The following is a 23,230-nucleotide window of genomic DNA, read 5'->3' as shown; positions in this document are numbered from 1 at the left end:
ATTTAACGACGACAGCTTTTCAGCAATCTGGCGGAAGAGAGAATTCGTGGGAGCTCGCGCTTTACGAGGCAATGGCGAACGACGATTGGTATCTGATGACTTACCTCGAGCTCCGCTAGAACTATGTCCGGCGTCATAGTTGTAGCGCGCCTACCTGTCGATACATGAAAGTTGAGACTGCCTAGACTATTCAAGCGGAATTTGAAGAGCGGATGGCCGAATATGGGAACTATTTTTAGTCTGACCTATGTCGTGCCCAGTGCTTAGCAACCACGAAGCTTAGCGAGTGCCACTTCCAAGCCTTCAAGAATGCGCGCAGTATAGTTCCAGAACTAGTGCTGAACTGGCTCTTCATATCTGCTTCTGATGTAGGGAAGCTGGTGATGCATCAAGAAGGGCCTCGATTGAGGGAGTAACGCGTACTAATTTCAAGAAATATAGAGTGACCGATCATTTTGCATGTCGCTGTGGATGTGAGCTGAGATATTTCGTCCACGAATCCAGGAGGATTCGCAGCTCTTCCGGCCGAACCTCGCTGACCGGCGCTTCGCTCAGCGCCAGGCCGAAAGCCGCCCACCGCAGGTCGGCATTTTCGGTGCGCACCATGCAACTGTCCTCATCTATCTGCTGAATCTCAAACCAACGGCCAATGCGCGGTGCCAGCGTCTCCGAGCTGGCGTGCACCCGTGCGCTGACTGGTTGCACTCCAGCGCCGCGCAGCCCCTCGCGTACAAATTGGGCTGCATCGCCGCCGGGGATCTGCCGAGGGGCAAAGCGCAAGGCGCGGGGGTTTGCGTTCTCGGCGCGGTCCACGCGGAAACTGCGCCAATCATCGCGATCCAGATCGAAGGCCACCAGGTAGTAGCGGTTGCCGACATTCACCAGCTGGGCCGGCTCGACCCTGCGCGAGCTCGCAACTCCTTTGGCATCCTTGTAGTCGAAGGCAATTCGCTCATGGTCGCGGCATGCCTGGGCAAAAGCCACCAGAACTGCCGGGTCCACGGGACCAGGTGAGGACGAAGGGGAGTTCAGCGGGACGGTGCTGGTAGCCAGCGCCTGCACTCGCTGCCGGAGCTTGGACGGGAGCACCGGGACCACCTTGGACAGGGCACGCAGCCCCGCCTCGGCAAGCGCATCCTCGCCGCCGTGGACCGTCGACTGCAGTCCGACAACCAGCGCGACCGCTTCCTCGTCGTCAAGCACCAACGGAGGCAGCGCGGCGCCAGAGGACAGCTGGTAGCCGCCGCCCACACCGCGATCCGCCTGCACCGGGTAGCCCAAGTCGCGCAGCCGGTCGATGTCGCGGCGAACGGTGCGCAGGCTGACGTCCAAGCGTTCAGCCAGCTCGTCCCCGGACCAGTAGCGGTGGGTCTGCAACAGGGACAGCAAGCGCAAGAATCTGGTGCTGGTACTCATGCAACAAGTCTGCCTTGATTTAGGACAAAAACTGGCACTTTCCACTACTACTCTGGTGACTACCAGCTGGAAATACCGGCTGCAGCTTATGCCAGGAGGCAACCATGAGCACCATGGCCATCACCAACACCACCCTCACCGGGGAACGCGCCGACCTGTTCCAGGCCCTGGCCAATGCCCGGCATTTCCTGCGGGTCACCACCCAGAACCTGACCGACGAGCAGGCCGCCACTCGAACCACCGTCAGCGAGTTGACCCTCGGCGGGCTGGTCAAGCACGTGACCGGAGTCGAGAAGCAATGGCAGGAATTCATGGTCAAAGGACGAGCCGCCATGGCCTGGGATGGCATTGACTTCTCCGAACCGACCTCGGAGATGATCGAAGCCTTCCAGAACGAATTCAACATGCAGCCAAACGAGACGTTGGTCGGGCTCCTGCAAAACTACGCACTGGTAGCCGAGCGGACCGATGCCCTGCTGGCAAAAATCGACCTGGACGCGGTTTACGAATTGCCCTCCGCCCCGTGGTTCACCGACACGCACTGGTCGGTGCGCCGCACCCTGTTGCACATCATTGCCGAAACCACGCAGCATGCAGGGCATGCGGACATCATCCGCGAATCCCTGGACGGGCAGAAATCGATGGGCTAGCCCCCGATGTAGGACATCTCGATGCGCTTGCGGTTGCCCGGGGTCAGCGCGGCGCGCAGTTCCGAATAGTTGTCATCGCGCTTGCGCCAGTGCCCTGCCAGCGCGTTGGCCAACTCCTCATCGCTGATGCCGTCGCGCATCAGGGCGCGCAGGTCATAGCCGGATCCGGCGAACAGGCAGGTGTACAGCTGGCCTTCGGCCGAGACCCGGGCACGCGAGCAATTGCCGCAGAAGGCATTGGTGACACTGGAGATCACGCCGATCTCCCCGGCACCGTCGGTGTAGCGCCAGCGGTTGGCGGTTTCGCCCGGCTCTGTCTTGCTGACCGGTTCCAGCGCCCAGCGCTTATTGACCATGGCCACGACCTCGGAGGAGGGCAGCACCTCGTCCAGCTTCCAGCCGTTGGTGGTGCCCACATCCATGTATTCGATGAAGCGCAGGATCGCTCCAGTGCCGCGGAAGTGCTCGGCCAGCGACAGGATTTCCGAGTCGTTGACCCCGCGCTTGACCACGGTATTGATCTTCACCGGACCCAGGCCCACTTCGCGGGCCACGTCGATGGCGTGCAGCACCCGGGAGACCGGGAAATCCACGTCATTGATCGCCTTGAATTTCTCGTCATCCAGCGAATCCAGCGAGATGGTGACGCGGCGCAGCCCTGCGTCCTTGAGCTGCTGGGCCATGACCGGCAGCGCGGAGCCGTTGGTGGTCATCGCCAAATCCACCGGCTGGCCCTCCGGGGTCTTCAGCTTGGCGAGCATGCCCACCAGATCCACGATGCCGCGGCGAAGCAGCGGTTCGCCTCCGGTCAGCCGCAGCTTGGTGACCCCCAGCGAAACGCTGATACGGGCCAGCCGTTCGATTTCCTCGAAGCTGAGCAGCTCGGAGCGCTCGCGGAAGACGAAATCGCGGCCGAAGATCTCTTTGGGCATGCAATACACGCAGCGGAAATTGCAACGGTCAGTCACCGAGATCCGCAGGTCGTGCAGGGGCCGCCCACGGGCATCGCCCAGGGGGTCGGCCGCTTGTGTTTTCATACTCTCCACAGTAGCTTCCGGTATCCTCGCGTGGAAGACGATTAACCTGAAAGTAACAAATCAGCTACGCAAATGGATCTGCAAGGCAGGCGGGACGGTAGCATTGGCACCAGCCCCGATTTCAAGGAGGACCCATGCAGTACCGCCCTTTCCCACGGTTCCGAGTTCTTGCCGGAATAGCGGTGTCCGTGCTGGCGGTGGCGGGCTGTTCGGCCAGCACCTCATCCGAGGATGCAGCAATTGAACCCATCACCATCTCCGCGGCGGCCTCCCTGCAAAGCGCCTTCGAGCAGATCTCCGAAGAATTCAGCGCAGAACACCCGGAGGTGAAGATTTCCAGCATCTCCTACGACGGCTCCTCGACCCTGGCCACGCAGATCCTCGAAGGCGCCGACGTGGACGTCTTCGCCTCGGCCGATGAACGCAACATGTCCGAGGTGACCGAGGCCGGGTTCGGCCACGAGCCGGCGATCTTTGCCAGCAACACCCTGGTGATCGCGGTGCCGCAGGACAACCCGGCGGATATCGATTCGCTCGATGACCTGGCGCAGGCCACCACGGTGCTGTGCGCGCAGCAGGTGCCATGCGGCTCGGCCTCCCGCCAGCTGCTCGAAGACCAAGGGGTTCAGGTGACCCCGGCCAGCGAGGAGCAGAACGTCACCGCGGTGCTGCAGAAGGTGGCCGCCGGTGAAGCGGATGCCGGGCTGGTCTACGCCACCGATGTGCTCAACGAAGAAAACGTCGCCTCGATTGTCCCGGAAGGAGCCGAGGACGTCGTGAACACCTATCCGATTACGACGCTCGGCGAGAATCCCGGCGCGCAGGCGTTCATGGATTTCGTGATCAGCGAGCGCGGCCAGCAGATCCTTGCCGAGCACGGCTTCGGCACCGGCGCCGAGCAGGCCAATGGCTAGCGATACAGGGGTACGGGTTCCCGGCTTCGCCATCGCGCCGGCACTGCTGGGCGTCGGGCTGCTGGTGCTTCCGCTGCTGGCGCTTATCACACGCGCCAGCTGGTCCACGCTGGTGGACGATGCAACCAGCCCCCAGGCCCTTTCGGCACTGTGGCTGAGCCTGCGCACCGGGGTGGCGGCCACCGTGCTGTGCGTGCTGCTTGGCGTGCCGCTGGCGGTGCTGATGGCCCGCAGCCCGGCCCGCATAGCGCAGCTGCTGCGCGCGCTGATCGCCGTGCCGCTGGTGCTGCCGCCGATGGTTGGCGGCGTTGCCCTGCTCTTCCTCTTCGGACGCACCAGCCCGATAGGCCAATTCATCGATTCCCTGTGGGGGATCACCCTGCCCTTCTCCACCGCGGCGGTTGTCATCGCCCAGAGTTTCGTCGCCCTGCCCTTCCTGGTGCTCTCCGTGGAGGGCTCGCTCAGAGCCGCCGGCGCCGGCTACGAGCAGGCAGCCGCCACGCTGGGCGCCGGACGCTGGATGGTGCTCACCCGCATCACCTTGCCGCTGGCAGCCCCGGGCCTGGTAGCCGGGGTGATCCTGTGCTTCGCGAGGGCCATCGGCGAATTCGGGGCCACCGCGCTGTTCGCCGGCAACGCGCCGGGAATCACCCAGACCATGCCGCTGGCCATCTACACCGCGTTCAACGGGGCCGGCACCGGACGGGATTCAGCCGTCGCCCTGTCGCTATTGCTGCTGGCCACCGCCGTGGTGGTGCTGCTGCTGGCGCGCGCCTGGCGTCCGGGGGCGTTGAAATGACACTGGAGGTTGCCCTGCGCGTGCCTCGCACCGGATTCGACGTGGACGTGGAATTCCAGGTTCCTGCCGGCAGCACGCTGGCGATGATGGGCCCCAGCGGCTCGGGCAAGTCCACCATTGTGCATGCCATCGCCGGGATCCAGAAGATTGCCGCCGGGCGCATCGAGCTCTCCGGCACCGTGCTGGCCGATGCGAAGCAGCACCGGCCGCCGCACCTGCGCGAGGTCGGCCTGCTGGGCCAGGACCCGCACCTGTTCCCTCACCAAGATGCGCTGAAGAACATCGCCTTCGGCGCCCGGGCCGGGGGACTTGACAAGGCCGCGGCGAAGGCCGCGGCCGCCGAATGGATCGCGCGGCTGGGCCTGGAAGAAATCGCCACGCACCGGCCCGAGGCCCTCTCCGGCGGCCAGCGCCAGCGCATCGCGCTGGCCCGGGCCCTGGCCGCCGCGCCCAAGATCCTGCTGATCGACGAGCCCTTCGCTTCGCTGGATGTCGAAGCCGCCATGGACATGCGTGCCCTGGTGCGCGAAGAGCTGGAACGCACCGGAACCAGCGCCATTGTCGTCTCGCATTCGGCCGCCGATGCCCTGGCGCTCGCCGATGACCTGCTGGTGCTGGAGCGGGGAAGAATCATTGCGCAGGGAGCAGTGCAGCAGGTTTTCGCTGAACCTGCCAACCGCTTCGTGCGTGCGGTGGCGGCCACCTTGCCAGCACAGCATCCGATGAGCATCCAGGAAGAGCAACCATGAGTACCGGCATCCAGCCAGGGGAACTTGAAGTACACCGTGATCGGCTTTTGTCGCAGGTTGTGCCGTTGGCCCCGCGGCAGATCGAGGTGGCTGGAGGCTTTGCCGCACTGCACGGCGCGGTGCTGGCCGAGGATGTGCGCGCCACGCATCCGCTGCCGTTATGGGACAACTCGGCCATGGACGGCTATGCGGTGCGCTCGGTGGATACCGCTGCGGCGCCGGTTGCGCTGGACGTCATTGGCGAAGTGCCGGCCGGAAGCGGCTGGGACCCGAAACTGGAACCGGGTCAGTGCGTGAAGATCATGACAGGTGCCCCGATCCCGTCCGATGCCGATGCGGTGGTGCGCATCGAGGACACCTCCGCCGCGGTGACCGGCTGGGATGCGGCGACCGTGCAGATCCACGTGCCGGTGCAGCCGGGCAAGGACCTGCGCCGCCGCGGCGAAGACAAAGCCGCCGGCCAGCCGGTGGCCCATGCCGGCGAGCAGCTCACCGCCGCCCGTCTTTCGGCCCTGGCTGCCGCCGGGGCCAGCAGCTTGCCGGTGCGCACCGCGCCGAAGGTGGCGGTGCTGATCACCGGAGCGGAATTACTTGAACCCGGTACAGCGCTGTCGCGCGGGCAGATCCCGGAAACCAACTCGCTGCTCATGGCAGGGCTGCTGGCCGAATCCGGGATCCAGGCAACCACCGTGGTGCACTGCGTGGATGACACCGCAGCGGTCCGCGAACAGCTGGAGGTGCTCGGCTCCACGCATGACGCCATCCTGAGCACCGGGGGAGTCGGCCCGGGCGCCTATGACGTGATGCGCCAGGTGCTGGATGCCGAACCCGGGGTGCAGGCGGCCCGGGTGAAGATCCGCCCCGGCCAGCCGCAATGCGCTGGACGCTTGCAGGCCGGAGCGATGGTCTTCGCCCTGCCCGGCAACCCGGTCAGCGCAGCGGTCAGCTTCGAATTATTCGTCCGCCCCTGCCTGCGGGCCATGCAAGGGCACCGCGAGGTGCTGCGCCCAACCTTGCGCGCCATCGCCGCGGTGGGCTGGAAAGCGGCGGCCGGACGCCTGCAAGTCATTCCCGTCGTCTTCGAGCACGGGGAACAACTGCGGTGCGCCCCGGCAGTCCAAGCCAGCAGCATCTCCCACTCGGTGGGCGGCTTCGGCGCCGCCGAAGGTTATGCCCTGGTCCCGGCGGGCATCGACCGGGTCAACCCGGGCGATGAAGTCGAAGTACTGAGGATGATCCCATGAGCGCCGCACAGCTTCCCGGCTTCAACGCCCTGGTGCTGGCCGGCGGCAGGGGCACGCGTCTCGGAGGCGAGGGCAAAGCTGAAATCCAGCTGCACGGCCAACGCCTGGTTGACCGCGTGGTCGCCGCCGCCCGCAAAACCGGGGCGTGCAGGGTGGTTGTGGTTGGCCCGGAATCCACCGGTACCCAAGCCGATTCCGTGATCCGCGAGGACCCGCCATTTGCCGGTCCGCTGGCGGGAATCGCCGCCGGACTAGCCGAACTTGCTGGCAGCGCAAACGCGGAATGGACCATGGTTCTGGCCTGCGACCTGCAACGTCCGGTTGCTGTGGCCAGCGCGTTAATCGGTGGCTATGGGCAACGCGCAGCCGACGGCCTGCTGCTGGTCGACGCGGAAGGCCACACCCAGTGGCTGGCAGGAATCTACCGCACCTCGGCACTGGCGGCCATCTGCGCCCAACTAGGCGCGGACCTGGTCAATGCTCCGGTGCGCCGCGCCTTGAACCAGCTGCAGTTGGCACGGGTACAGGTGGATGATGGAATCAGCAGTGACATAGATACGCCGCAGGCGCTGGAAGGCGCCCGCAAGAATGGAAGGGAAGCCATGGCACAGCACCTGCCGCCAGAAGCATTGAACGATTGGCTGGAAGCAGCCGCCAAGGAATTGGGCTTAGACTCCGGCGAAGTGGATATCGCCACCGTGCTCGATGTTGCCAAGCATGTAGCCCACGAGGTCGCCCGGCCGGCAGCCCCGCTGAGCACCTTCCTGCTCGGCCTGGCCATGGGCAGCGGCAAGGGTGAGCTGTCTGGCTTATCCGAGCGATTGGTCTCGCGCGCCCACCGCTGGGCTGACGAGCACCCGGACGAATAGCCTAGTCCTGCTGCTCGCAGCCTCCCCGGAACCGCAATTCTCCGGACAGCCGGCAACCCGCGGTGCTACCGGCTGCGCCGGCCGCGGGTCTGCGGCGGCGTGGTGATCGGATCCCAGCCGCGGCGGATCGGACGGCTGCCGGCGCCACGGGAATCATCCCGCGAGCGGTACACGATGTAGGGGCGGAAGAAGTACGGGATCGGCGCCGAGAATACGTGCACCAGCCGGGTGAACGGCCACAGCGCGAACAGCAGGCAAGCGGTGATCACATGCAGCTGGAAGAAGAGCGGCACCTCCAGCATCATTTCCGGGTGCGGCTGGAAGATGATCATCTGCCGGATCCACGGCGAGATCGATTCACGGTAGGAATAGCCAGGCCCGAAGACCTGGTACACGACCGTCGCCAAGGTGCCGAAGAACAACGTGGCTCCCAGGAACACGTACATGATCTTATCCATCGGGGTCGTTGCGAGGAACACCGGGCCCACCGTGCGGCGGCGGTAGATCAGGATCGCCAGGCCGGCCAGCGTCAGGACGGCCGCCGCGGTACCGAGCCAGGTGGCCCCGAGGTGGTAGATATGCTCGTTGATCCCGATGGCGTACAGCCATTCGCGTGGAATCAGCAGGCCGACCACGTGCCCGGCAATCACCATCAGGATGCCCAGGTGGAACATGGGCGAGCCCCAGCGCAGCAGCCGGTTCTCATAGGTCTGGCTCGACCGCGTGGTCCAGCCGAATTTGTCGTAGCGGTAGCGCCAGATGTGCCCGACGATGAACACCACCGCGCAGGCATAGGGCAGCACGACCCAGAGCAGAATCGCTGACGTACTCATCCGTTCCCCCTCGGGCTGAATGGCGGAAGATTTCCCAGGAAGGACAATCCGACGGTTTCCGTCGGCGGTCCCTCGCTGACCAGGGCCAGCACCCGTTCCTGCGTTTCCAGGTCGACTGGCGGCAAGGACAGGGTGACGCAGCGGACCAGCGGCGCCCAGTGGCTGTCCATGGATTCCAGTGCGGCGCGCAGCACCTCGATGCCCTCGATGTGCGCCGCGAGCAGTGCCTCGGCGATCGGGTCATCGCTGCGTGCGGAGAATTCCAGCACGGCCGGCAAATAGTCCGGCAGCTCCTCGGCCTCGAATTCCCAGCCCGCGGCCCGGTACGCCTCGATGAAGGTCACCAGCGCGGTGCCGCGCTTGCGGGTATCCCCGGTGGCGAAATAGCTCAGGTACAAGCTGCACTTGCGCTTCAAATCGAAGGTCTGCACGTAGCGGCGCTGCACCTCGGCGGCACCCAGCTCGGTGGAGGCATCGATGAACTCGGCCAGCAGGCCGGCCAGCGGCTTCGGCACCGCACCCAGATGGCGCTCCAGTTCGGGCAGCCGGGCGAACCATGCAGCATCCGGGTAATCCAGCAGCAGGGAGACCAGCATGTGCACCTGGGCGCGTTCCCCGCGGGCCATGGACACCGGTTCGAGGGCGCCCGGCAGCCGGCGGCGCGGGGTGCCCCGGTTGAACAGTCGGGGAATCACTTTTCATCCTCCGGTGGAAAGAGTCCCTCGGGCCGGCCGTTGCCGTCCCAGTTCAGCAGGTTCACGCGTCCCGGGCTGGAAGGCCGGTCCGCGGTCTGCCGGTTCTTCAGCGAGTGGAAATTCTCCACCGCCACCGGCACCGACTCGCCCGAGGAGGAACCGAACGGGCCTGCCCCGCCCATGCCAGGGCCGCCCTCGAAGTCCAGCGAGCAGCCCATTTCCTCCAGGTCGTGCGCCTGCTCGGCGTGGGCCGGCGGGATCACGTAGCGTTCCTCGTACTTGGCGATGGCCAGCAGCCGGTACATTTCCTCCATGGCCGGCCCGTCCATTCCCACCGCCAGCGCGATTGACTCGTCGCGCACATCATCCAGCGAGATGCCGCGCATGTAGGAGCGCATGGCTGCCAGCTTGCGCAGGGCCAGATCTACCGGGGCGGTGTCCCCGGCGGTGAACAGCTCGGCCAGGTAGCCGATCGGGATGCGCAGCTTGTCGATGGCGGCGAAGAGGTTGTTGGCGTCCTCGCCGTCGTTGCCGGTATTGGTGACCACGTCCACTACTGGGGACAGCGGCGGGATGTACCAGACCATCGGCATGGTGCGGTACTCAGGGTGCAGCGGCAAGGCTACCTGGTAGTCGCGGATCAGCTTCCAGATCGGGCTGGCCTGGGCGGCGGCGATCCAGTCTTCCGGGATGCCTTCGGCGCGGGCGGCCTCGATGACTGCCGGGTCGTTCGGGTCCAGCAGGACATTGCGCTGGGCGTCGAGCAGCTCGTGCTCGTCGGTGACGCTGGCCGCGGCGGCTACCGCGTCGGCATCGTAGAGCACCAGCCCCAGGTAGCGCAGGCGGCCCACGCAGGTCTCGGCGCAGACGGTCGGCAGCCCGACTTCCACGCGCGGGTAGCAGAAGGTGCACTTCTCGGCCTTGCCGGTGCGGTGGTTGAAGTAGACCTTCTTATAGGGGCAGCCGGAGACGCACATCCGCCAGCCGCGGCAGCCATCCTGGTCCACCAGCACGATCCCGTCCTCGGCCCGCTTGTACATCGCCCCGGAGGGGCAGGAGGCCACGCAGGAGGGGTTCAGGCAGTGCTCGCAGATGCGCGGCAGGTAGAACATGAAGGCCTTCTCGTACTCGGCCTTCACCTCCTCGCTCATCTTGGCCAGCAGCGGATCCTGGTCCATGGTCTCCAGCGAGCCGCCCAAGTTGTCGTCCCAGTTCGCCGACCAGCCGATCTTCATGTCCTTGCCGGTGAGCAGCGACTTCGGGGTGGCTACCGGGATGTGCTCGCCGGAGGGCGAGTTCAGCAGCATGTCGTAGTCGTAGGTCCACGGCTCGTAGTAGTCGTGGATCTCGGGCAGCTTCGGGTTGGAGAAGATGCGGCTGATCTTCTTGAAGCGACCGCCATCGCGCAGGGTCAGTCGGCCGCGCTTGTTCAGCGTCCAGCCGCCGCGCCATTTCTCCTGGTCCTCGTAGGTGCGCGGGTAGCCCACGCCGGGACGCGTCTCCACATTGTTGAACCAGACATACTCCACGCCGGTGCGGTTGGTCCATGCCTGCTTGCAGGTGACCGAACAGGTGTGGCAGCCGATGCACTTGTCCAGGTTCATCACCATGGACATCTGGGCCATGACCTTCATCGGTACTGCACCTCCTGGCTACGGCGGCGGATCGTGGTGACCTCGTCGCGCTGGTTTCCGGTGGGGCCGAGATAGTTGAATGCCCAGGCCAACTGGCCGTAGCCGCCAATCAGGTGGCTGGGCTTCATCAGGATGCGGGTCAGCGAGTTGTGGATGCCGCCGCGCTTGCCGCTGGTTTCCGCGATCGGAACATCCACCGTGCGGTCCTTCGCGTGGTACATGTACACCGTGCCTTCGGGCATGCGGTGAGAGACGATCGCGCGGGCGACCACCACGCCGTTGCGGTTGTAGGACTCGATCCACTCGTTGTCCTTCACCCCGATCTTCGCCGCGTCCTGCGGGGACATCCAGATGGTCGGCCCGCCGCGGGAGAGCGAGAGCATGAACAGGTTGTCCTGGTACTCGGAGTGGATGGACCACTTCGAATGCGGGGTCAGATAGCGCACCGCTACCTCGGCATTGCCCGACTCGTGCTGGCCGGTGGCGCCCAGCTTGGCGTCGTTGAACAGCCGGTGCATGTCCAGCGGCGGCCGGTAGACCGGCAGCGACTCGCCCAGTTCCTGCATCCAGTCGTGGTCCAGGTAGAAGTGCATCCGCCCGGTCAGCGTGTGGAAGGGCTTGAGCTGCTCGACGTTGATCGCGAACGCGGTGTAGCGCCGCCCGCCGTGCTCCGAGCCGGACCACTCCGGGGAGGTGATGACGCTGCGCGGCTGGACCTGCACATCGTGGAAGGAAATCCGCGAGCCCTCATGCTCCTCGGAGAGGAAGGCCATCTTCTGCCCGGTATGCTCCTCGAGCTGCTTGAAGCCTGCGGTGGCCAGGCGCCCGTTGGAGGTGCCGGAGAAAGCGAGGATCATCTCGCAGGCCTTCTTGTCGGTATCCAGCAGCACCGCGCCGGTGGCCGAGACCCCGTTGGCGTACTTGAGCGCCTCGATCTCGGGACCCACGCGGTAATTGATGCCCTTGGTGACCATGCCCAGTTCCTGCGTCAGCGGACCTAAGGTGCTCCACTGCCGGTAGAGGTTCGGGTAGTCGCGTTCCACGACCTTCAGCTTGGGCATGCTCAGTCCCGGAACCAGCGGGGCGTCCTGCGCCACCTTGCCCTTGACGGTGGCCATGGCATCCGGGGTGTCATGCTGCAGCGGGGACGCCACCAGGTCCTTGCGCACACCCAGGTGCTTGGCGGAGTACTCGCCGAAGCGCTTGGCCATGGACCCGAACAGCTCGAAATCGGTCTTCGTCTGCCATGGAGGGGAAATGGCCGGGTTGAAGGAGTGGATGAACGGATGCATGTCCGTCGAGGACAAATCGTATTTCTCGTACCAGGTTGCCGCCGGGAAGACCAGATCCGAGAACAAGGTGGTGCTGGTCATCCGGAAATCCGCGGTGGCCAGCAAATCCAGCTTTCCTTCCGGTGCCTCATCGTGCCAGGCGATGTCCACCGGGCGGTGGCCAACGGCAGCTTCCGGGGCGCGTACCGACGCATCGGTGCCCAGCAGGTGCTTGAGGAAGTACTCATTGCCCTTGCCGGAGGAGCCGAGGATGTTAGCCCGCCAGATCAGCACGACCCGCGGGAAGTTCTCCGGGGCGTCGGGGGCCTCGCAGGCGAAGGACAGCGAGCCGTCGTTCAGCGAATCGACCACATGCGCCGCCGGATCCTTGCCGGCCGCTTCGGCCTCATCCACCAGGTCCAGCGGATTGCGGTTGAAGGTCGGGTAGTCCGGCATCCAGCCACGCTTGATCGACTCGACCAGGCAGTCCGCGGTGGTGCGCCCGTCGAATTGGCCCTTGGCCAGCGGCGAGGCCAGCTGGTTGGCCGGCAGGCCGTCGTAGCGCCACTGGTCGGTTGCCAGGTACCAGAAGGCGGTGCCGATGGTGTGGCGCGGCGGGCGGTTCCAGTCTCCGGCCGAAGCATACTGCTGATAGCCGGTAAGCGGACGGACCTTTTCCTGGCCCACATAGTGCGCCCAGCCGCCGCCGTTCACGCCCTGGCAGCCGGTCATCATGGTCAGCGCCAGGAAGGTGCGGTAGATCGTGTCAGAATGGAACCAGTGGTTGGTGCCGGCACCCATCAGGATCATCGAACGGCCGCCGGATTTCTCTGCGGTATCGGCGAATTCGCGGGCAATGCGGATGGCCTGCTCTGGCGGAACCCCGGTATGCTCCTCCTGCCAGGCAGGGGTGCCGACCGTGGAAGCGTCCATGAAATCAGTTGGCCACTGGCCGGGAAGGGACTCGCGGCCCACACCGTACTGGGCGAGCATCAAATCGAAGACCGTGGTCAGCGTCTTGCCGGCAAGCTGCACCACCGGGACGCCACGCTGCACGACACCCGAGCCTCCGGCATGCTCCTGCCCGGCCTCCGGGGCCAGATCGAAGCGCGGCAGGCTGATTTCTGCCGTTGCGCCATCCCAGCTGTCCAGGTCCATGACCGACAGGGCAGGGGTGATATCGCCCAGGTCCAGATTCCACTGCCCCTTGTCCTGTTCGGAGTAGCGGTGGCCCAGGGTGCCGCGCGGAACCCGGGCGTTGCCATCCATGTCCAGCAGGGCAGGCTTGAAGTCTGCGTTCTGTTCCTCGGACATCCCGAGGTCGGTGGCGGTGAGGAACTTGCCAGGCACCGGTGTGCCGGTGGCCGCATCGATTTCCACCAGGAACGGGGAATCGGTGAAGCACAGCATGTAGTCCTCGAAAGCCTTGGTGCGCTTGTCGACGTAGTGCTCCTTGAGGATCACATGCCCCATGGACAAGCCCAACGCCGCATCGGTGCCGGGCTGCAGAGCCACCCATTCGTCGGCGAACTTGGTGTTGTCCGTGTAGTCCGGTGATACCGTGACCACCTTGGTGCCCTTGTAGCGAGCCTCGGCCATGAAGTGCGCATCCGGGGTGCGGGTCACCGGCACATTGGAGCCCCACATGATCAGGTACTGCGAGTTCCACCAGTCGGCCGATTCCGGCACGTCGGTCTGGTCGCCGAAGACCTGCGGGCTGGCGACCGGAAGATCTGCGTACCAATCGTAGAAGGAGAGCATGGTGCCGCCGACCAGATTCATGTAGCGCGAGCCGGCCCCATGGGAGACCATCGACATGGCTGGGATGGGGGAGAAGCCTGCAATGCGGTCCGGCCCGTACTTCTTCACCGAATAGACCTGCGCCGCACTGGCGATTTCCAGTGCTTCATCCCACGTGGTGCGGATCAGCCCGCCCTTGCCGCGGGCCTTCTTGTAGCGCTTGGCCTTGGCAGGGTCCTCGACAATCGATGCCCAGGCATCGACCGGATCCGGGTGCTCCTGCTTCGCGCTGCGGTACAGCTCGGCGAGCACATCGCGGATGTAGGGGAAGCGCACGCGGGTCGGGGAGTAGGTGTACCAGCTGAACGCCGCGCCACGCGGGCAGCCGCGCGGCTCGTATTCAGGGGAATCAGGGCCAACCGAGGGATAGTCGGTCTGCTGCGTTTCCCAGGTGATGATTCCGTCTTTGACGTAGACCTTCCAGGAGCAGGAGCCGGTGCAGTTCACCCCGTGGGTCGAGCGCACCACCTTGTCATGGGACCATCGGTCCCGGTAGAAGACATCGCCCTTGCGCCCTCCCTGCAGGAACATGGCACGCAGGTCGTCACTGGTGTCACCGCGGCGCAGGAACTTTCCCATCGAAAGCAGTGAATCAGCAATCGGTCCATCAGTGGCAGGCTGTGTGTGGTTTGGACTATCGCTCATTGGCGGATCTCCTCCAACTGTGGCTAGTATCCCTAGCTTCGCCTTTTGGATCGCGAGTTTCAAGAGTATTTTCCAGAATTATCCGTTAATATTTTTCCTTGTCATCCGGTAAATAATTAACCGGAATAACTCTTCCAATTTCATGATGGGAAGGAATAGACTACTGGCTTAAAAGGCTCTTCGACGTTACTTGAACCGTGCGACCAGGGGGTCCAATGAGCGCAGGATCTGACGCAAACACCACTGTGAATGAGCCCGATTTGCGGGGAGGATTCTTCCAACTGCTGCTGGCCACTTTCGCAAGCGCCGTGGGCTTCTGGGCATGGATGCTGATTTCACCGATCCAGCGTTTCTATGCCGAGGGGATGGATCTGAGCGAGGGACAGGTGTCCCTGATGCTGGCTACACCGGTGCTCGTAGGCGCTATCGGACGCATTTTCACCGGTGCGCTGACCGACCGCTTTGGTGCCCGGAAAATGTTCACCGCCGTGCTGCTGGCGACGATTCCGGCGGTGCTGCTGGTGGCGCTCGCCGGCAGCATAGGCAGTTTTGCGCTGCTGATTATCGCAGGAACCTACCTTGGTGTTGGCGGTTCGATCTTTGCAGTGGGCGTCCCCTTCGCCAGTGCCTGGTATCCGGCCAATAGGCGCGGCTTCGCCAACGGCATCTTTGGCATGGGAATGATTGGCACCGCCATTTCGGCCTTCCAGACACCTCGTCTGCTGCAAGATTTCGGCTACTGGGGAACCCACCTGTTCCTGGCCGGTCTTCTGCTCGCCGCCGCGATCCTGGTGTGGTTCTTGATGCGCGAGTCTCCGGCATGGAAGCCGAGCAGCCAACCGCTGTTCCCGAAGGTTTTCGGTGCATTGAAGCTGGCTATTACATGGGAAATGTCCTTCCTCTACGGAATAGTCTTTGGCGGTTTTGTCGCATTTTCGACCTTCTTGCCCAAATACCTGATGACCATCTACCCGGAGAATGTCGACCCGATCGGTGCCGGTACCCGTACGGCGTTGTTCGCTGTGGCCGCAGTGATTGCTCGACCTGTCGGCGGCGTGCTGGCCGACAAATTCGGTCCGAAAGTCATTGCGCTGATCTCGCTGGCCGGCATCGTTTCGCTCGCCTATATTGTTGGACAGCAACCTGCTGAAGGCATCCTGACCGGTGTTACCTTCATCTTGATGGCTTCGGCCATGGGCCTTGGAATGGGCGCGGTCTTTGCTTGGATAGGCCCGTCGACACCTCCGGAAAAGGTTGGCGCCGTTTCCGGTGTCGTGGCGGCTGCCGGTGGCCTGGGCGGTTACTTCCCGCCGCTGGCCATGGGCGCCACCTACCATGCCGAATCCAACTCCTACGCTTTAGGTCTCTGGCTGCTGGTGCTCGTGGGAACTTTCGCCTTGGTGGTTGCCGGCATGCTGCGCGGCACCAGGGCCCGTGATGGAAAATGAATCGTGGAAGAACAAGCAGCGTTATTTGATGAGCACGGGCAGGTAATCGGGCAAGCTCCGCGCTCACGCGTCAGAGCGGAAAATCTGCGTCATGGCGCTACCGGGATTCTGGTGTTCAACCCGCAGGGCGAGGTCTTTGTGCATGAGCGCACGATGACCAAAGACGTGTACCCCGGACTCTTCGATTTCACCGCTGGCGGTGTGATTCAAGCAGGCGAAAATCCCGATGAATCAGCAATACGCGAAGCCCAGGAAGAATTGGGCATCGACAGCGAGCTCGTGCGCTTGGAACCAGAGAACTACGCAGATGCGCATACCCGGTACCGGGCTTTTCGGTATTGGACGGTTGCCCGCGGGGAGCTCAGCCTGCAAGCTGAGGAAGTCGCTAGCGGACGCTGGATGGAGCATCGTGAGCTGCTGGCAGACATTGAGCGGAACCCCGGCAGCTATATGCCCGATGCTGTTGAGCTCTTTGGCCAATGGCTCAAAGACCTGGATGGAAAGTTCCCATCTGCTGGATAGATCAATCATTTGCGCGCTGGGTCAGTTAGGGTCTAGTTATGAAAACCCTGTTCATTGTTTCCGCGATCCTTTTTGCTGCGTTTTCAATACTATCAATTGGCGGGAATCTGCTGGTTGGCATAGTTGCAGCCGTGGCCAGCTTGTCTTCGCTGGCAGGCTTCTTCGTAGTTCGAAGCCGCGGGGCGAAAGCCTAGAAAGCCGGCTGCTCGTCGGACGGGCCATGGCATTCGCGGTAAACTCGATGACTATGGCTATCGGCGCGACTATGCACACCTTTGAAATCCAGCTTGCTGATGTGGATCGCGGGGTGTACGAGGATATTTCCCTGCGGGTTGCGCAGCACCCTTCGGAAACCGATGCCTATCTGGTTACCCGCGTGCTGGCCTACTGCCTCGAATACGAGGAAGGCATCTCCTTCTCGGCCGGCGGAGTTTCCACCGGGGAAGAGCCTGCCATCTTGGTCAAGGATCTGACCGGCCTGATCACCGCGTGGATTGAAGTGGGTGCTCCTGATGCCCAGCGGCTGCATACGGGAAGCAAGCGGGCAGGGCGCACCGCCGTCTACACGCATCGCGACCCTGCCAAGCTTCTGGCCTCCTGGCGTGGAAAGACGATCCACCAGTCGGAACAGATCACGGTGCGTTCCTTCGACCCCCAGTTCGTCGATGCGGCAACCCAGGCACTGACACGCCGCAACACCATGTCTGTCTCGGTAACCGAGGGGCAAATCTATCTTGAATTGAATGGAACGAATCTGGAAACGCAGTTCAGCTCGCATGAGATTGAGTAGCAAAGGTTAATCTCTGATTTAGCTCAGTGTGCCGCCGCCGTCATCAGCGAGCGGAAGCATGGCCGGTGTACATCAATGACACCAACGGAAGAGCTCCATGAAACTGCGCAAAATCACCCTCGGCACAGCAACTCTGGCTTTGGCCGTCACCTTGGCCGCTCCTGCAGGCGCCGCACCGATTGAACCGACTGGTTCCGATCCACTGATCATCGGCCACCGCGGAGCAGCCGGTGTGGCTCCGGAGAACACCTTGCCAGCCCTCAAGGCAGGCAGCCAGTCTGGCGCCGAATTCATTGAAATCGACGTGCAGCTGTCCAAGGACGGGGTGCCGTTCATCTTCCATGACGGAACTCCTTCGCGCACCACGAACGTGGCAGAGGTATTCCCTGACCGCGTCAATGACCCCATCACGTCATTCACCTGGGACGAACTGCAGCAGCTCGATGCCGGTTCCTACTTCTCGGACGAGTTCAAGGGAACCAAGATTCCCCATTTCGATGAGGTCCCAGGTGCACTGACCGGCGGTACCGGCGTCTTCATCGAAATCAAGGATCCGGCCAAGTCCCCAGGCGTGGAGAAGCTGGTAGCGGACGCGCTGGCCGAGGATCCGGAGTGGAAGGCGCTCGCAGATGCGAACAAGATCGAGGTGCTCAGCTTCGATGCCGCATCCAACCAGACCTTTGCGCAGTTGGCCCCTGAAGTGCCGCTCCAGCAGCTGACCGGAACCGTGCCATCTGCCGCGGAACTGGCAAACTACGCGACGTACGCTGATTCCTTCGGCACCAACTACCGCACGCTTGATGCCGCCGGTGCCCAACGTGTGAAGGACGCAGGCTTGGGCCTGGGAGTCTACACGGTCAACGCCACCGAAGCTGCTGATGATGCCATGGCTCTGGGCGTCGAGCGGATCACCGGCGACTTCCCAACACAGGTGAACCGCCACGTCGATGGCCAGAAGGACTTCCCGGCCAATAACGGCGTGGTGATTGCCGACGCGGTCAACGACGTGCCTGGAAACGACGTCGCTCCGGAAAATGGCGAGCACGTGATCCTGGAGAACACCGGCAAGCGCACCATCGATGTCAGCGGCTACATCATTCGCGATGCCGCCAACAACATCCTGGAAATCGGCAAGGGATACGAGCTAGAGCCAGACGAGCAGCTGCGCGTGTACTCGGGTCCGGGCACCAACAGCGACGAAGCTTTCTACGTGGGCGGTCCGGGCATCTTGAACAATGCCGGTGATTCGCTGGCACTGTGGGATGCCAAGGGCAAGCTCACCGATACCTTCGCGAACTAGAGCTGGGCAAGGCAAAACCCCCGTTCTCTTTGTGCTGTTGCTGTTGGAACAGCCTGCATCATCTGCGTAGCTGGTTTCCCCGATGTTGCTGGCGCATCCGCAGGACAGTGCCTGAGCGGTGTCAGTTAGGCACGAGAAAGGAAACGGCAAATGACAAAGCAACCTAGCAATTCGTCTGCCGCCAGGAAGAGCACCGTAGTGGTGCTTCTGTTCCTTGCGGTAACCGCGATCAACTTGCCTCGGGTCCCTCAGCTTACTGACTACGCCGTGGTTGGATGGGCTGTCGGCGGAGTACTGCTGCTCGCAGCGCTGATCCTTGCTTTCACCAACTACCGGCACCACTCGAAGACCAGCACTTCAGGGTAGTAGGTAACGCCGGCTCGTTCGTCGAATGGGACGAGACGAGCAATGTCCAGATCCGCTGAGCCTAACCCGAAGAGATCCCCTTGCCGCATCCAGCAGCAAGGGGATCTTTCTCTGTGCCCGGCTTCCTGAGGGCAAGCGCGCGTAGCGCGTTCGGCAGCCCGTTCTTTTTGATAGCCCGTTATCTTTTTGACAGCCCCCCCCAACAAGGGGATCATGGGGACTGTCGGCCGACCAGCCTCGGAATGGTGTCTTGTCCCTGTCTAACCAATGATACGGGTGTTGCCACCGAGGCCGGGATGGCAGCGAGGTGATTGCTATTTAGGGGCGCGGCGCCAAAACTGGACGCCTGTCATAACGTGGGTGTAAGACTTTGCTACCTGCGGTTGGCCGACCAAATGAGGGACCATGCGCAAAGGAGCCAGCCTCATGAAAAACGTAACCTGCACTGATTTTCTTTGGAAGCGTCATTGTGTAACACGCGATAGCGTAATTGTGCGCACAGTGATTGATTATCGAAACAATACGAGCGATACGAAGTCGTTTGGCGTAGTTACGTCCCACTGTCTTACACGGGTTGTGAAATGCCCTAATTACGTCAAGAACGCAATCAACCAGATTTAGGGATTCAAGAAAGATCTTCGATTTGGCCATCTGTTCATGGAGCTCTCTGCTCTCGAACGAACGCAGGGCGATTTCCTATTAAGAGGGTTTAGTGTCACTGAATTAGGAAACGTTGCTGTTAAAGTTTACAACGAGTGGGTTCCATGCTCCCGTGAAGCTAGTAGGTCCGACATTGAATCCCTGTTAATCCGAGCGGGCTACACCGTTAGGCCAGCGTGGATGCAGGAATTACCTCCGTTGAATCTGGAACCTAAAATCCACGATTTTTGGGTCGAACTGCTGCAGGATCTGGGCAGCTAAGAAACCGAGATGAAAGACATCTCTCCTGGATTGTCGTATCAGCGGATCGAAATCTTTGACCTCACAGTTAAGATCTCGCTCAGCAATGGGGAAAGAAGTAAAATTATTCAAGTCAGGTTAGATCGTGGAGAGTATCCGGCGGCCCTACCTGTCGATTTCGCTTTTGAATTTTATAAATGATCGAAAGTGCTACCACGATGGTGAAGCCCATGCGCGTCTTGTCGATGGCTAATATTGCGATCTCTGGTAACCCGCCTGGCTGATTTGCGACGATCGTCTTTCCCTGAAACCTGCACGCTCTTGCTCACGCGCTGTGCGACCCGCTCGCCGAAATGGTTGCACCACTCTGCGTCGGCATTCCGAAAGCCCCGCGATTGCTAGAAATTTCATCTAAGAACAATTAGATCAGCCGCGCGCCCAACGCGTGGCACGAGTGTCGCCGAATGGTGGAATCGGATTTACCCCAAGGGAGCAAAGAACTGCTTCAAAAGCACTTCTGTCCCTCGGAGTCAAGCACCCAACCTTCGTGTTTTTGGATGATATACAATTCGCTTTATTAATGAGAAGCTGTAAAAGTCCTAATTGGCATGAATATCTCATTGGTGGAAAATTGAAAATTCGAAAAGCGGTTGGTGCATCAACTGCAGTCATGGTGGCTTCGGCGCTCATGATGACAATTATCGGTCCGGCTAATGCCGCGCCACAAGTTGCGGAACTTCCGGCGCAGCCCGTCACCTCTGTAGTGGGTTCGTCTGTCGGCGAGGCCCAGCAGGTTGAAGAGTTGTTGCGGGCGATCGACCAGATCCCCGAGTCGGTTCTTCTCCAGGGAGACGAGGCGACACGACTCTGGGTGGCTCAGAACCTCCAAGAGAAGCCATCGACTATCGGTGGTATCTTTGTGGGCAAACCCGCTGGCTTCCTAGAGTGCTCGGGTGCCATTCTGCTGGCAATTGGCACCACCGCAATCCCGGTTGCCAAGATCCTGAAGATTAAGAAGCTGATGGATTCTTTGGGCGGTGTGACCAAGGCAATTAAGCTCATGTGGGGAGCAAGCTTCTCCCACGAGAAGCTGAAGGCGCTCGGTGGTGCAGCCGCTGCGCTGGGAGCCGAACTGCTCGGCATTGCGGCTGTCAAGAAGGCCTGCACCTAATTAGGGGCGAGAAAGTAGGGGCAAAATGAAACAGAACCTCAGATACACATTGGTGTTCGCCTGCCTCGCGGCGGCAGCTGTCGCCTTTGTATTGCTTGATACCTGGCTCGTGCCGGCGATCTTTGGAGCGTGGGCCATTATGATCCTGGCGTTCTTCGGAGGCAAGCAGGAGGAAGTCAGGCCAGGCGCTGCCGATGGCATCGATCCAAAAGCTGTCAAGGAATACCGGAAGCAGCATCCAGAAGCTTCGATCGTTGAAGCCGTGAACGCAATCGGCTCGTAAGAGTTTGTACGACAGACCCCGGAGCGAATTATAAGACCGCTCCGGGGCTTTGTTGTACGTGGGCTCATTGCTGGGCGATGGCTCCTGAAATAGCTCGACCGAGCTGGGTGCCACTGCTATAGGGCAAGCGTCGCGGAGCGATGTGCGGCAGCCCGCCGGGAGGCTACTGGTCTTCGAGATTCTGCGCGCGATGAGACGCCCAATAGTGGCATTCTTCGTCATGGTTGCCCCAGTCGCAGACGTGCGGCCCTGCATGGTGGTGGAAGCCGTGTTTGCAACGCGTGACAGGCATGTCTCGACTACCTTCCGCTGAAATTTGCACCATAAGTGCACCATGGCAGATTCTTAAAAAGAAAACCCCTGGTTGACCAGGGGTTTTCGTTGGCGGTGACGGTGGGATTTGAACCCACGGTACGGGGTTACCGTACACAACATTTCGAGTGTTGCACCTTCGGCCGCTCGGACACGTCACCAGACCTGATAACTCTATAACGAACAACAGGTGAAAACAAAAACGAGAGCGCCATTTTTGGTCTGAAGTGGTCCGAAACACATCAACGTCAGCTTCTACCGCGTTTGCCTCGGAAGAATTCACGCAGCAGGTCGCCGCATTCGTCTTTCTTGACCCGCGAATGCACCTCGACCCAATGGTTCAAGCGTGGTTCGCGGACGATATCGAAGACCGAGCCGCACGCGCCGGCCTTTTCATCCCACGCCCCGAAGACCAGCTGGGGAATGCGCGAGAGGACGATGGCCCCGGCGCACATGGCACAGGGCTCCAGGGTTACCACCAGCGTGCAGTCCGATAAGCGCCAGCCATCGTCTTGTCCCGCGGCTTCCAGGGCTTTGACCGCATTGCGGATGGCGACCACCTCGGCATGCGCTGTAGGGTCCTTGACCGCCTCGCGCTCATTGCGGCCGGTGGCCAGTACTTCGCCTTCGGGGGAGAGGATAACGGCGCCGATGGGCACGTCATCGGTGGCTAGCGCTTTGCGCGCTTCAGCCAAGGCGAGGTCCATCCAAGCATCAAATTCGTGCACCATAGTACTTTCACTTTACGTGTTTTGCGACGGCTGCCGGGCTCCGGGAGCGTGGATCACCGCCCACTGCACTGAAGTTTGCTGTTTCCTTGGGCACACCAAAGACCTTTAACAGCGTGAAATCGAGGATTTCTCTCGATTTGGCCGAGGCGGTGCTGATAGATTTCTACTTATGCGCGTACAGGTAGTCGACCACCCACTGGTGGCACACAAGGTTTCGGTTCTTCGTGATAAGAACACCCCCTCCTCGATTTTCCGCCAGCTGACCGACGAACTGGTCACCCTGCTGGCTTATGAAGCCACCCGCGAGGTGAAAACCGAAAACGTTGAGGTGCAGACCCCGGTCGCCACCACCACCGGCACCTCGATTGCCAAGCCAACCCCGCTGGTTGTCCCGATCCTGCGTGCAGGCCTGGGCATGCTCGAAGGCATGACCCGCCTGGTCCCAACCGCTGAAGTCGGCTTCCTGGGCATGGCCCGCAACGAGGAAACCCTGGACATCATCACCTACGCCGACCGCGTGCCAAACGACCTGACCGGTCGCCAGGTCTTCGTGCTGGATCCGATGCTGGCCACCGGTGGCACACTGGCTGAGTCCATCAAGTTCATTTTCGAGCGAGGCGCGGAATCCGTCACCTGCATCTGCCTGATCGCTGCTCCTGAAGGTGTCGAGCGCCTGAAGGAAATCCACGGTGGCGACGACCGCGTGCACATCGTGCTGGCGGCGATGGACCAGAAGCTGAACGAGAAGTCCTACATCATCCCAGGCTTGGGCGATGCCGGCGACCGCCTGTATGGCGTGACCCCGCCGATTGCATAGCATCAGCTAAGCCATGCGCCCGGAGGCTGCGGTG

22 protein-coding genes and 1 tRNA gene are annotated in these 23,230 nt (G+C 62.1%); 15 read left to right on the top strand and 8 right to left on the bottom strand.

Translation table 11 applies throughout. The annotated features are described in order from the left end of the window. Positions 1-450: 450 nt before the first annotated feature. Positions 451-1,416: a helix-turn-helix transcriptional regulator gene (locus tag ANI01nite_RS14785; protein WP_141358887.1), complete on the bottom strand. Its 966-nt coding sequence runs from the start codon at positions 1,414-1,416 to the stop codon at positions 451-453. A 104-nt stretch (positions 1,417-1,520) separates the two neighbouring features. Here ANI01nite_RS14785 and ANI01nite_RS14780 point away from each other — a divergent pair, with 104 nt between their 5' ends. After that, complete coding sequence (locus ANI01nite_RS14780; RefSeq protein WP_170214665.1) at positions 1,521-2,066, top strand: DinB family protein; 546 nt, start codon at positions 1,521-1,523, stop codon at positions 2,064-2,066. Here the strand turns inward: ANI01nite_RS14780 and moaA are convergent. Next, complete coding sequence (moaA, locus tag ANI01nite_RS14775; protein WP_141358885.1) at positions 2,063-3,103, bottom strand: GTP 3',8-cyclase MoaA; 1,041 nt, start codon at positions 3,101-3,103, stop codon at positions 2,063-2,065. The genes ANI01nite_RS14780 and moaA overlap by 4 nt on opposite strands. A gap of 134 nt (positions 3,104-3,237) precedes the next feature. On the opposite strand from moaA, the gene modA reads away from it, so the two are divergent. The 5 genes from modA to ANI01nite_RS14750 are packed head-to-tail and all read left to right on the top strand — an operon-like array spanning position 3,238 to position 7,678. Further along, positions 3,238-4,017: a molybdate ABC transporter substrate-binding protein gene (gene modA, locus ANI01nite_RS14770; protein ID WP_141358883.1), complete on the top strand. Its 780-nt coding sequence runs from the start codon at positions 3,238-3,240 to the stop codon at positions 4,015-4,017. Further along, a complete protein-coding gene (locus ANI01nite_RS14765) occupies positions 4,010-4,816 on the top strand; it encodes an ABC transporter permease (RefSeq protein ID WP_141358881.1) in 807 nt (268 codons plus the stop codon). The genes modA and ANI01nite_RS14765 overlap by 8 nt, the downstream gene beginning before the upstream one ends. Further along, positions 4,813-5,565 carry an ATP-binding cassette domain-containing protein gene (locus ANI01nite_RS14760; RefSeq protein WP_141358879.1) on the top strand — a complete coding sequence of 251 codons (753 nt, stop codon included), beginning with the start codon at positions 4,813-4,815 and terminating at the stop codon, positions 5,563-5,565. Before ANI01nite_RS14765 ends, ANI01nite_RS14760 begins: the two co-directional genes overlap by 4 nt. Next, positions 5,562-6,809 (top strand): molybdopterin molybdotransferase MoeA, encoded by a 1,248-nt coding sequence (locus tag ANI01nite_RS14755; protein ID WP_141358877.1) that lies wholly within the window; start codon positions 5,562-5,564, stop codon positions 6,807-6,809. The genes ANI01nite_RS14760 and ANI01nite_RS14755 overlap by 4 nt, the downstream gene beginning before the upstream one ends. Next, a complete protein-coding gene (locus ANI01nite_RS14750; RefSeq protein ID WP_141358875.1) occupies positions 6,806-7,678 on the top strand; it encodes an NTP transferase domain-containing protein in 873 nt (290 codons plus the stop codon). Before ANI01nite_RS14755 ends, ANI01nite_RS14750 begins: the two co-directional genes overlap by 4 nt. Positions 7,679-7,743: 65 nt before the next feature. Here the strand turns inward: ANI01nite_RS14750 and narI are convergent, their stop codons facing one another. Genes narI through ANI01nite_RS14730 form a run of 4 tightly spaced genes read right to left on the bottom strand, consistent with a single transcriptional unit; the run spans position 7,744 to position 14,556 of the window. Continuing rightward, complete coding sequence (gene narI / locus ANI01nite_RS14745; protein ID WP_141358873.1) at positions 7,744-8,511, bottom strand: respiratory nitrate reductase subunit gamma; 768 nt, start codon at positions 8,509-8,511, stop codon at positions 7,744-7,746. Then, positions 8,508-9,206: a nitrate reductase molybdenum cofactor assembly chaperone gene (gene narJ, locus ANI01nite_RS14740; RefSeq protein WP_141358871.1), complete on the bottom strand. Its 699-nt coding sequence runs from the start codon at positions 9,204-9,206 to the stop codon at positions 8,508-8,510. Before narJ ends, narI begins: the two co-directional genes overlap by 4 nt. Continuing rightward, positions 9,203-10,840, bottom strand: a complete 1,638-nt coding sequence (narH, locus tag ANI01nite_RS14735; protein WP_141358869.1) for a nitrate reductase subunit beta — start codon at positions 10,838-10,840, stop codon at positions 9,203-9,205. Before narH ends, narJ begins: the two co-directional genes overlap by 4 nt. Further along, a complete protein-coding gene (locus ANI01nite_RS14730; RefSeq protein WP_141358867.1) occupies positions 10,837-14,556 on the bottom strand; it encodes a nitrate reductase subunit alpha in 3,720 nt (1,239 codons plus the stop codon). The genes narH and ANI01nite_RS14730 overlap by 4 nt, the downstream gene beginning before the upstream one ends. A 215-nt stretch (positions 14,557-14,771) precedes the next feature. On the opposite strand from ANI01nite_RS14730, the gene ANI01nite_RS14725 reads away from it, so the two are divergent. The 8 genes from ANI01nite_RS14725 (at position 14,772) to ANI01nite_RS14695 (ending at position 21,336) form a co-directional block, all read left to right on the top strand. After that, positions 14,772-16,004: an MFS transporter gene (locus ANI01nite_RS14725; RefSeq protein ID WP_083586853.1), complete on the top strand. Its 1,233-nt coding sequence runs from the start codon at positions 14,772-14,774 to the stop codon at positions 16,002-16,004. A 3-nt stretch (positions 16,005-16,007) separates the two neighbouring features. After that, positions 16,008-16,526, top strand: coding sequence for an NUDIX domain-containing protein (locus tag ANI01nite_RS14720; protein WP_170214664.1), 519 nt, complete (start codon positions 16,008-16,010; stop codon positions 16,524-16,526). 38 nt (positions 16,527-16,564) lie between these two features. Further along, on the top strand, positions 16,565-16,720 hold the full coding sequence (locus ANI01nite_RS16780) for a hypothetical protein (RefSeq protein WP_158024695.1): 156 nt from the start codon (positions 16,565-16,567) through the stop codon (positions 16,718-16,720). A gap of 53 nt (positions 16,721-16,773) precedes the next feature. Then, entirely contained in the window at positions 16,774-17,316 is a 543-nt protein-coding gene (locus ANI01nite_RS14715) for a YaeQ family protein (RefSeq protein ID WP_141358889.1), read from the top strand. Between the two features lie 97 nt (positions 17,317-17,413). Further along, positions 17,414-18,616 (top strand): glycerophosphodiester phosphodiesterase family protein, encoded by a 1,203-nt coding sequence (locus ANI01nite_RS14710; RefSeq protein WP_141358863.1) that lies wholly within the window; start codon positions 17,414-17,416, stop codon positions 18,614-18,616. 150 nt (positions 18,617-18,766) lie between these two features. Further along, complete coding sequence (locus ANI01nite_RS14705) at positions 18,767-18,982, top strand: hypothetical protein (RefSeq protein WP_141358861.1); 216 nt, start codon at positions 18,767-18,769, stop codon at positions 18,980-18,982. A 1,447-nt stretch (positions 18,983-20,429) separates the two neighbouring features. After that, positions 20,430-21,053: a hypothetical protein gene (locus tag ANI01nite_RS14700; RefSeq protein ID WP_141358859.1), complete on the top strand. Its 624-nt coding sequence runs from the start codon at positions 20,430-20,432 to the stop codon at positions 21,051-21,053. Between the two features lie 25 nt (positions 21,054-21,078). Further along, positions 21,079-21,336 carry a hypothetical protein gene (locus ANI01nite_RS14695; protein WP_141358857.1) on the top strand — a complete coding sequence of 86 codons (258 nt, stop codon included), beginning with the start codon at positions 21,079-21,081 and terminating at the stop codon, positions 21,334-21,336. 382 nt (positions 21,337-21,718) lie between these two features. Here ANI01nite_RS14695 and ANI01nite_RS14690 read toward each other — a convergent pair. Both ANI01nite_RS14690 and tadA read right to left on the bottom strand, forming a co-directional pair. After that, a tRNA-Ser gene (locus ANI01nite_RS14690) sits at positions 21,719-21,809 on the bottom strand. Between the two features lie 87 nt (positions 21,810-21,896). Next, positions 21,897-22,379 (bottom strand): tRNA adenosine(34) deaminase TadA, encoded by a 483-nt coding sequence (gene tadA, locus ANI01nite_RS14685; RefSeq protein ID WP_141358855.1) that lies wholly within the window; start codon positions 22,377-22,379, stop codon positions 21,897-21,899. A 169-nt stretch (positions 22,380-22,548) separates the two neighbouring features. On the opposite strand from tadA, the gene upp reads away from it, so the two are divergent. Continuing rightward, positions 22,549-23,196 carry a uracil phosphoribosyltransferase gene (upp, locus tag ANI01nite_RS14680; RefSeq protein WP_066144007.1) on the top strand — a complete coding sequence of 216 codons (648 nt, stop codon included), beginning with the start codon at positions 22,549-22,551 and terminating at the stop codon, positions 23,194-23,196. The last annotated feature ends 34 nt before the right edge of the window (positions 23,197-23,230 follow it).

Source organism: Glutamicibacter nicotianae (assembly GCF_006539525.1).
Lineage (GTDB): Bacteria > Actinomycetota > Actinomycetes > Actinomycetales > Micrococcaceae > Glutamicibacter > Glutamicibacter nicotianae.
This window is presented reverse-complemented; position numbering and strand designations above follow the sequence as displayed.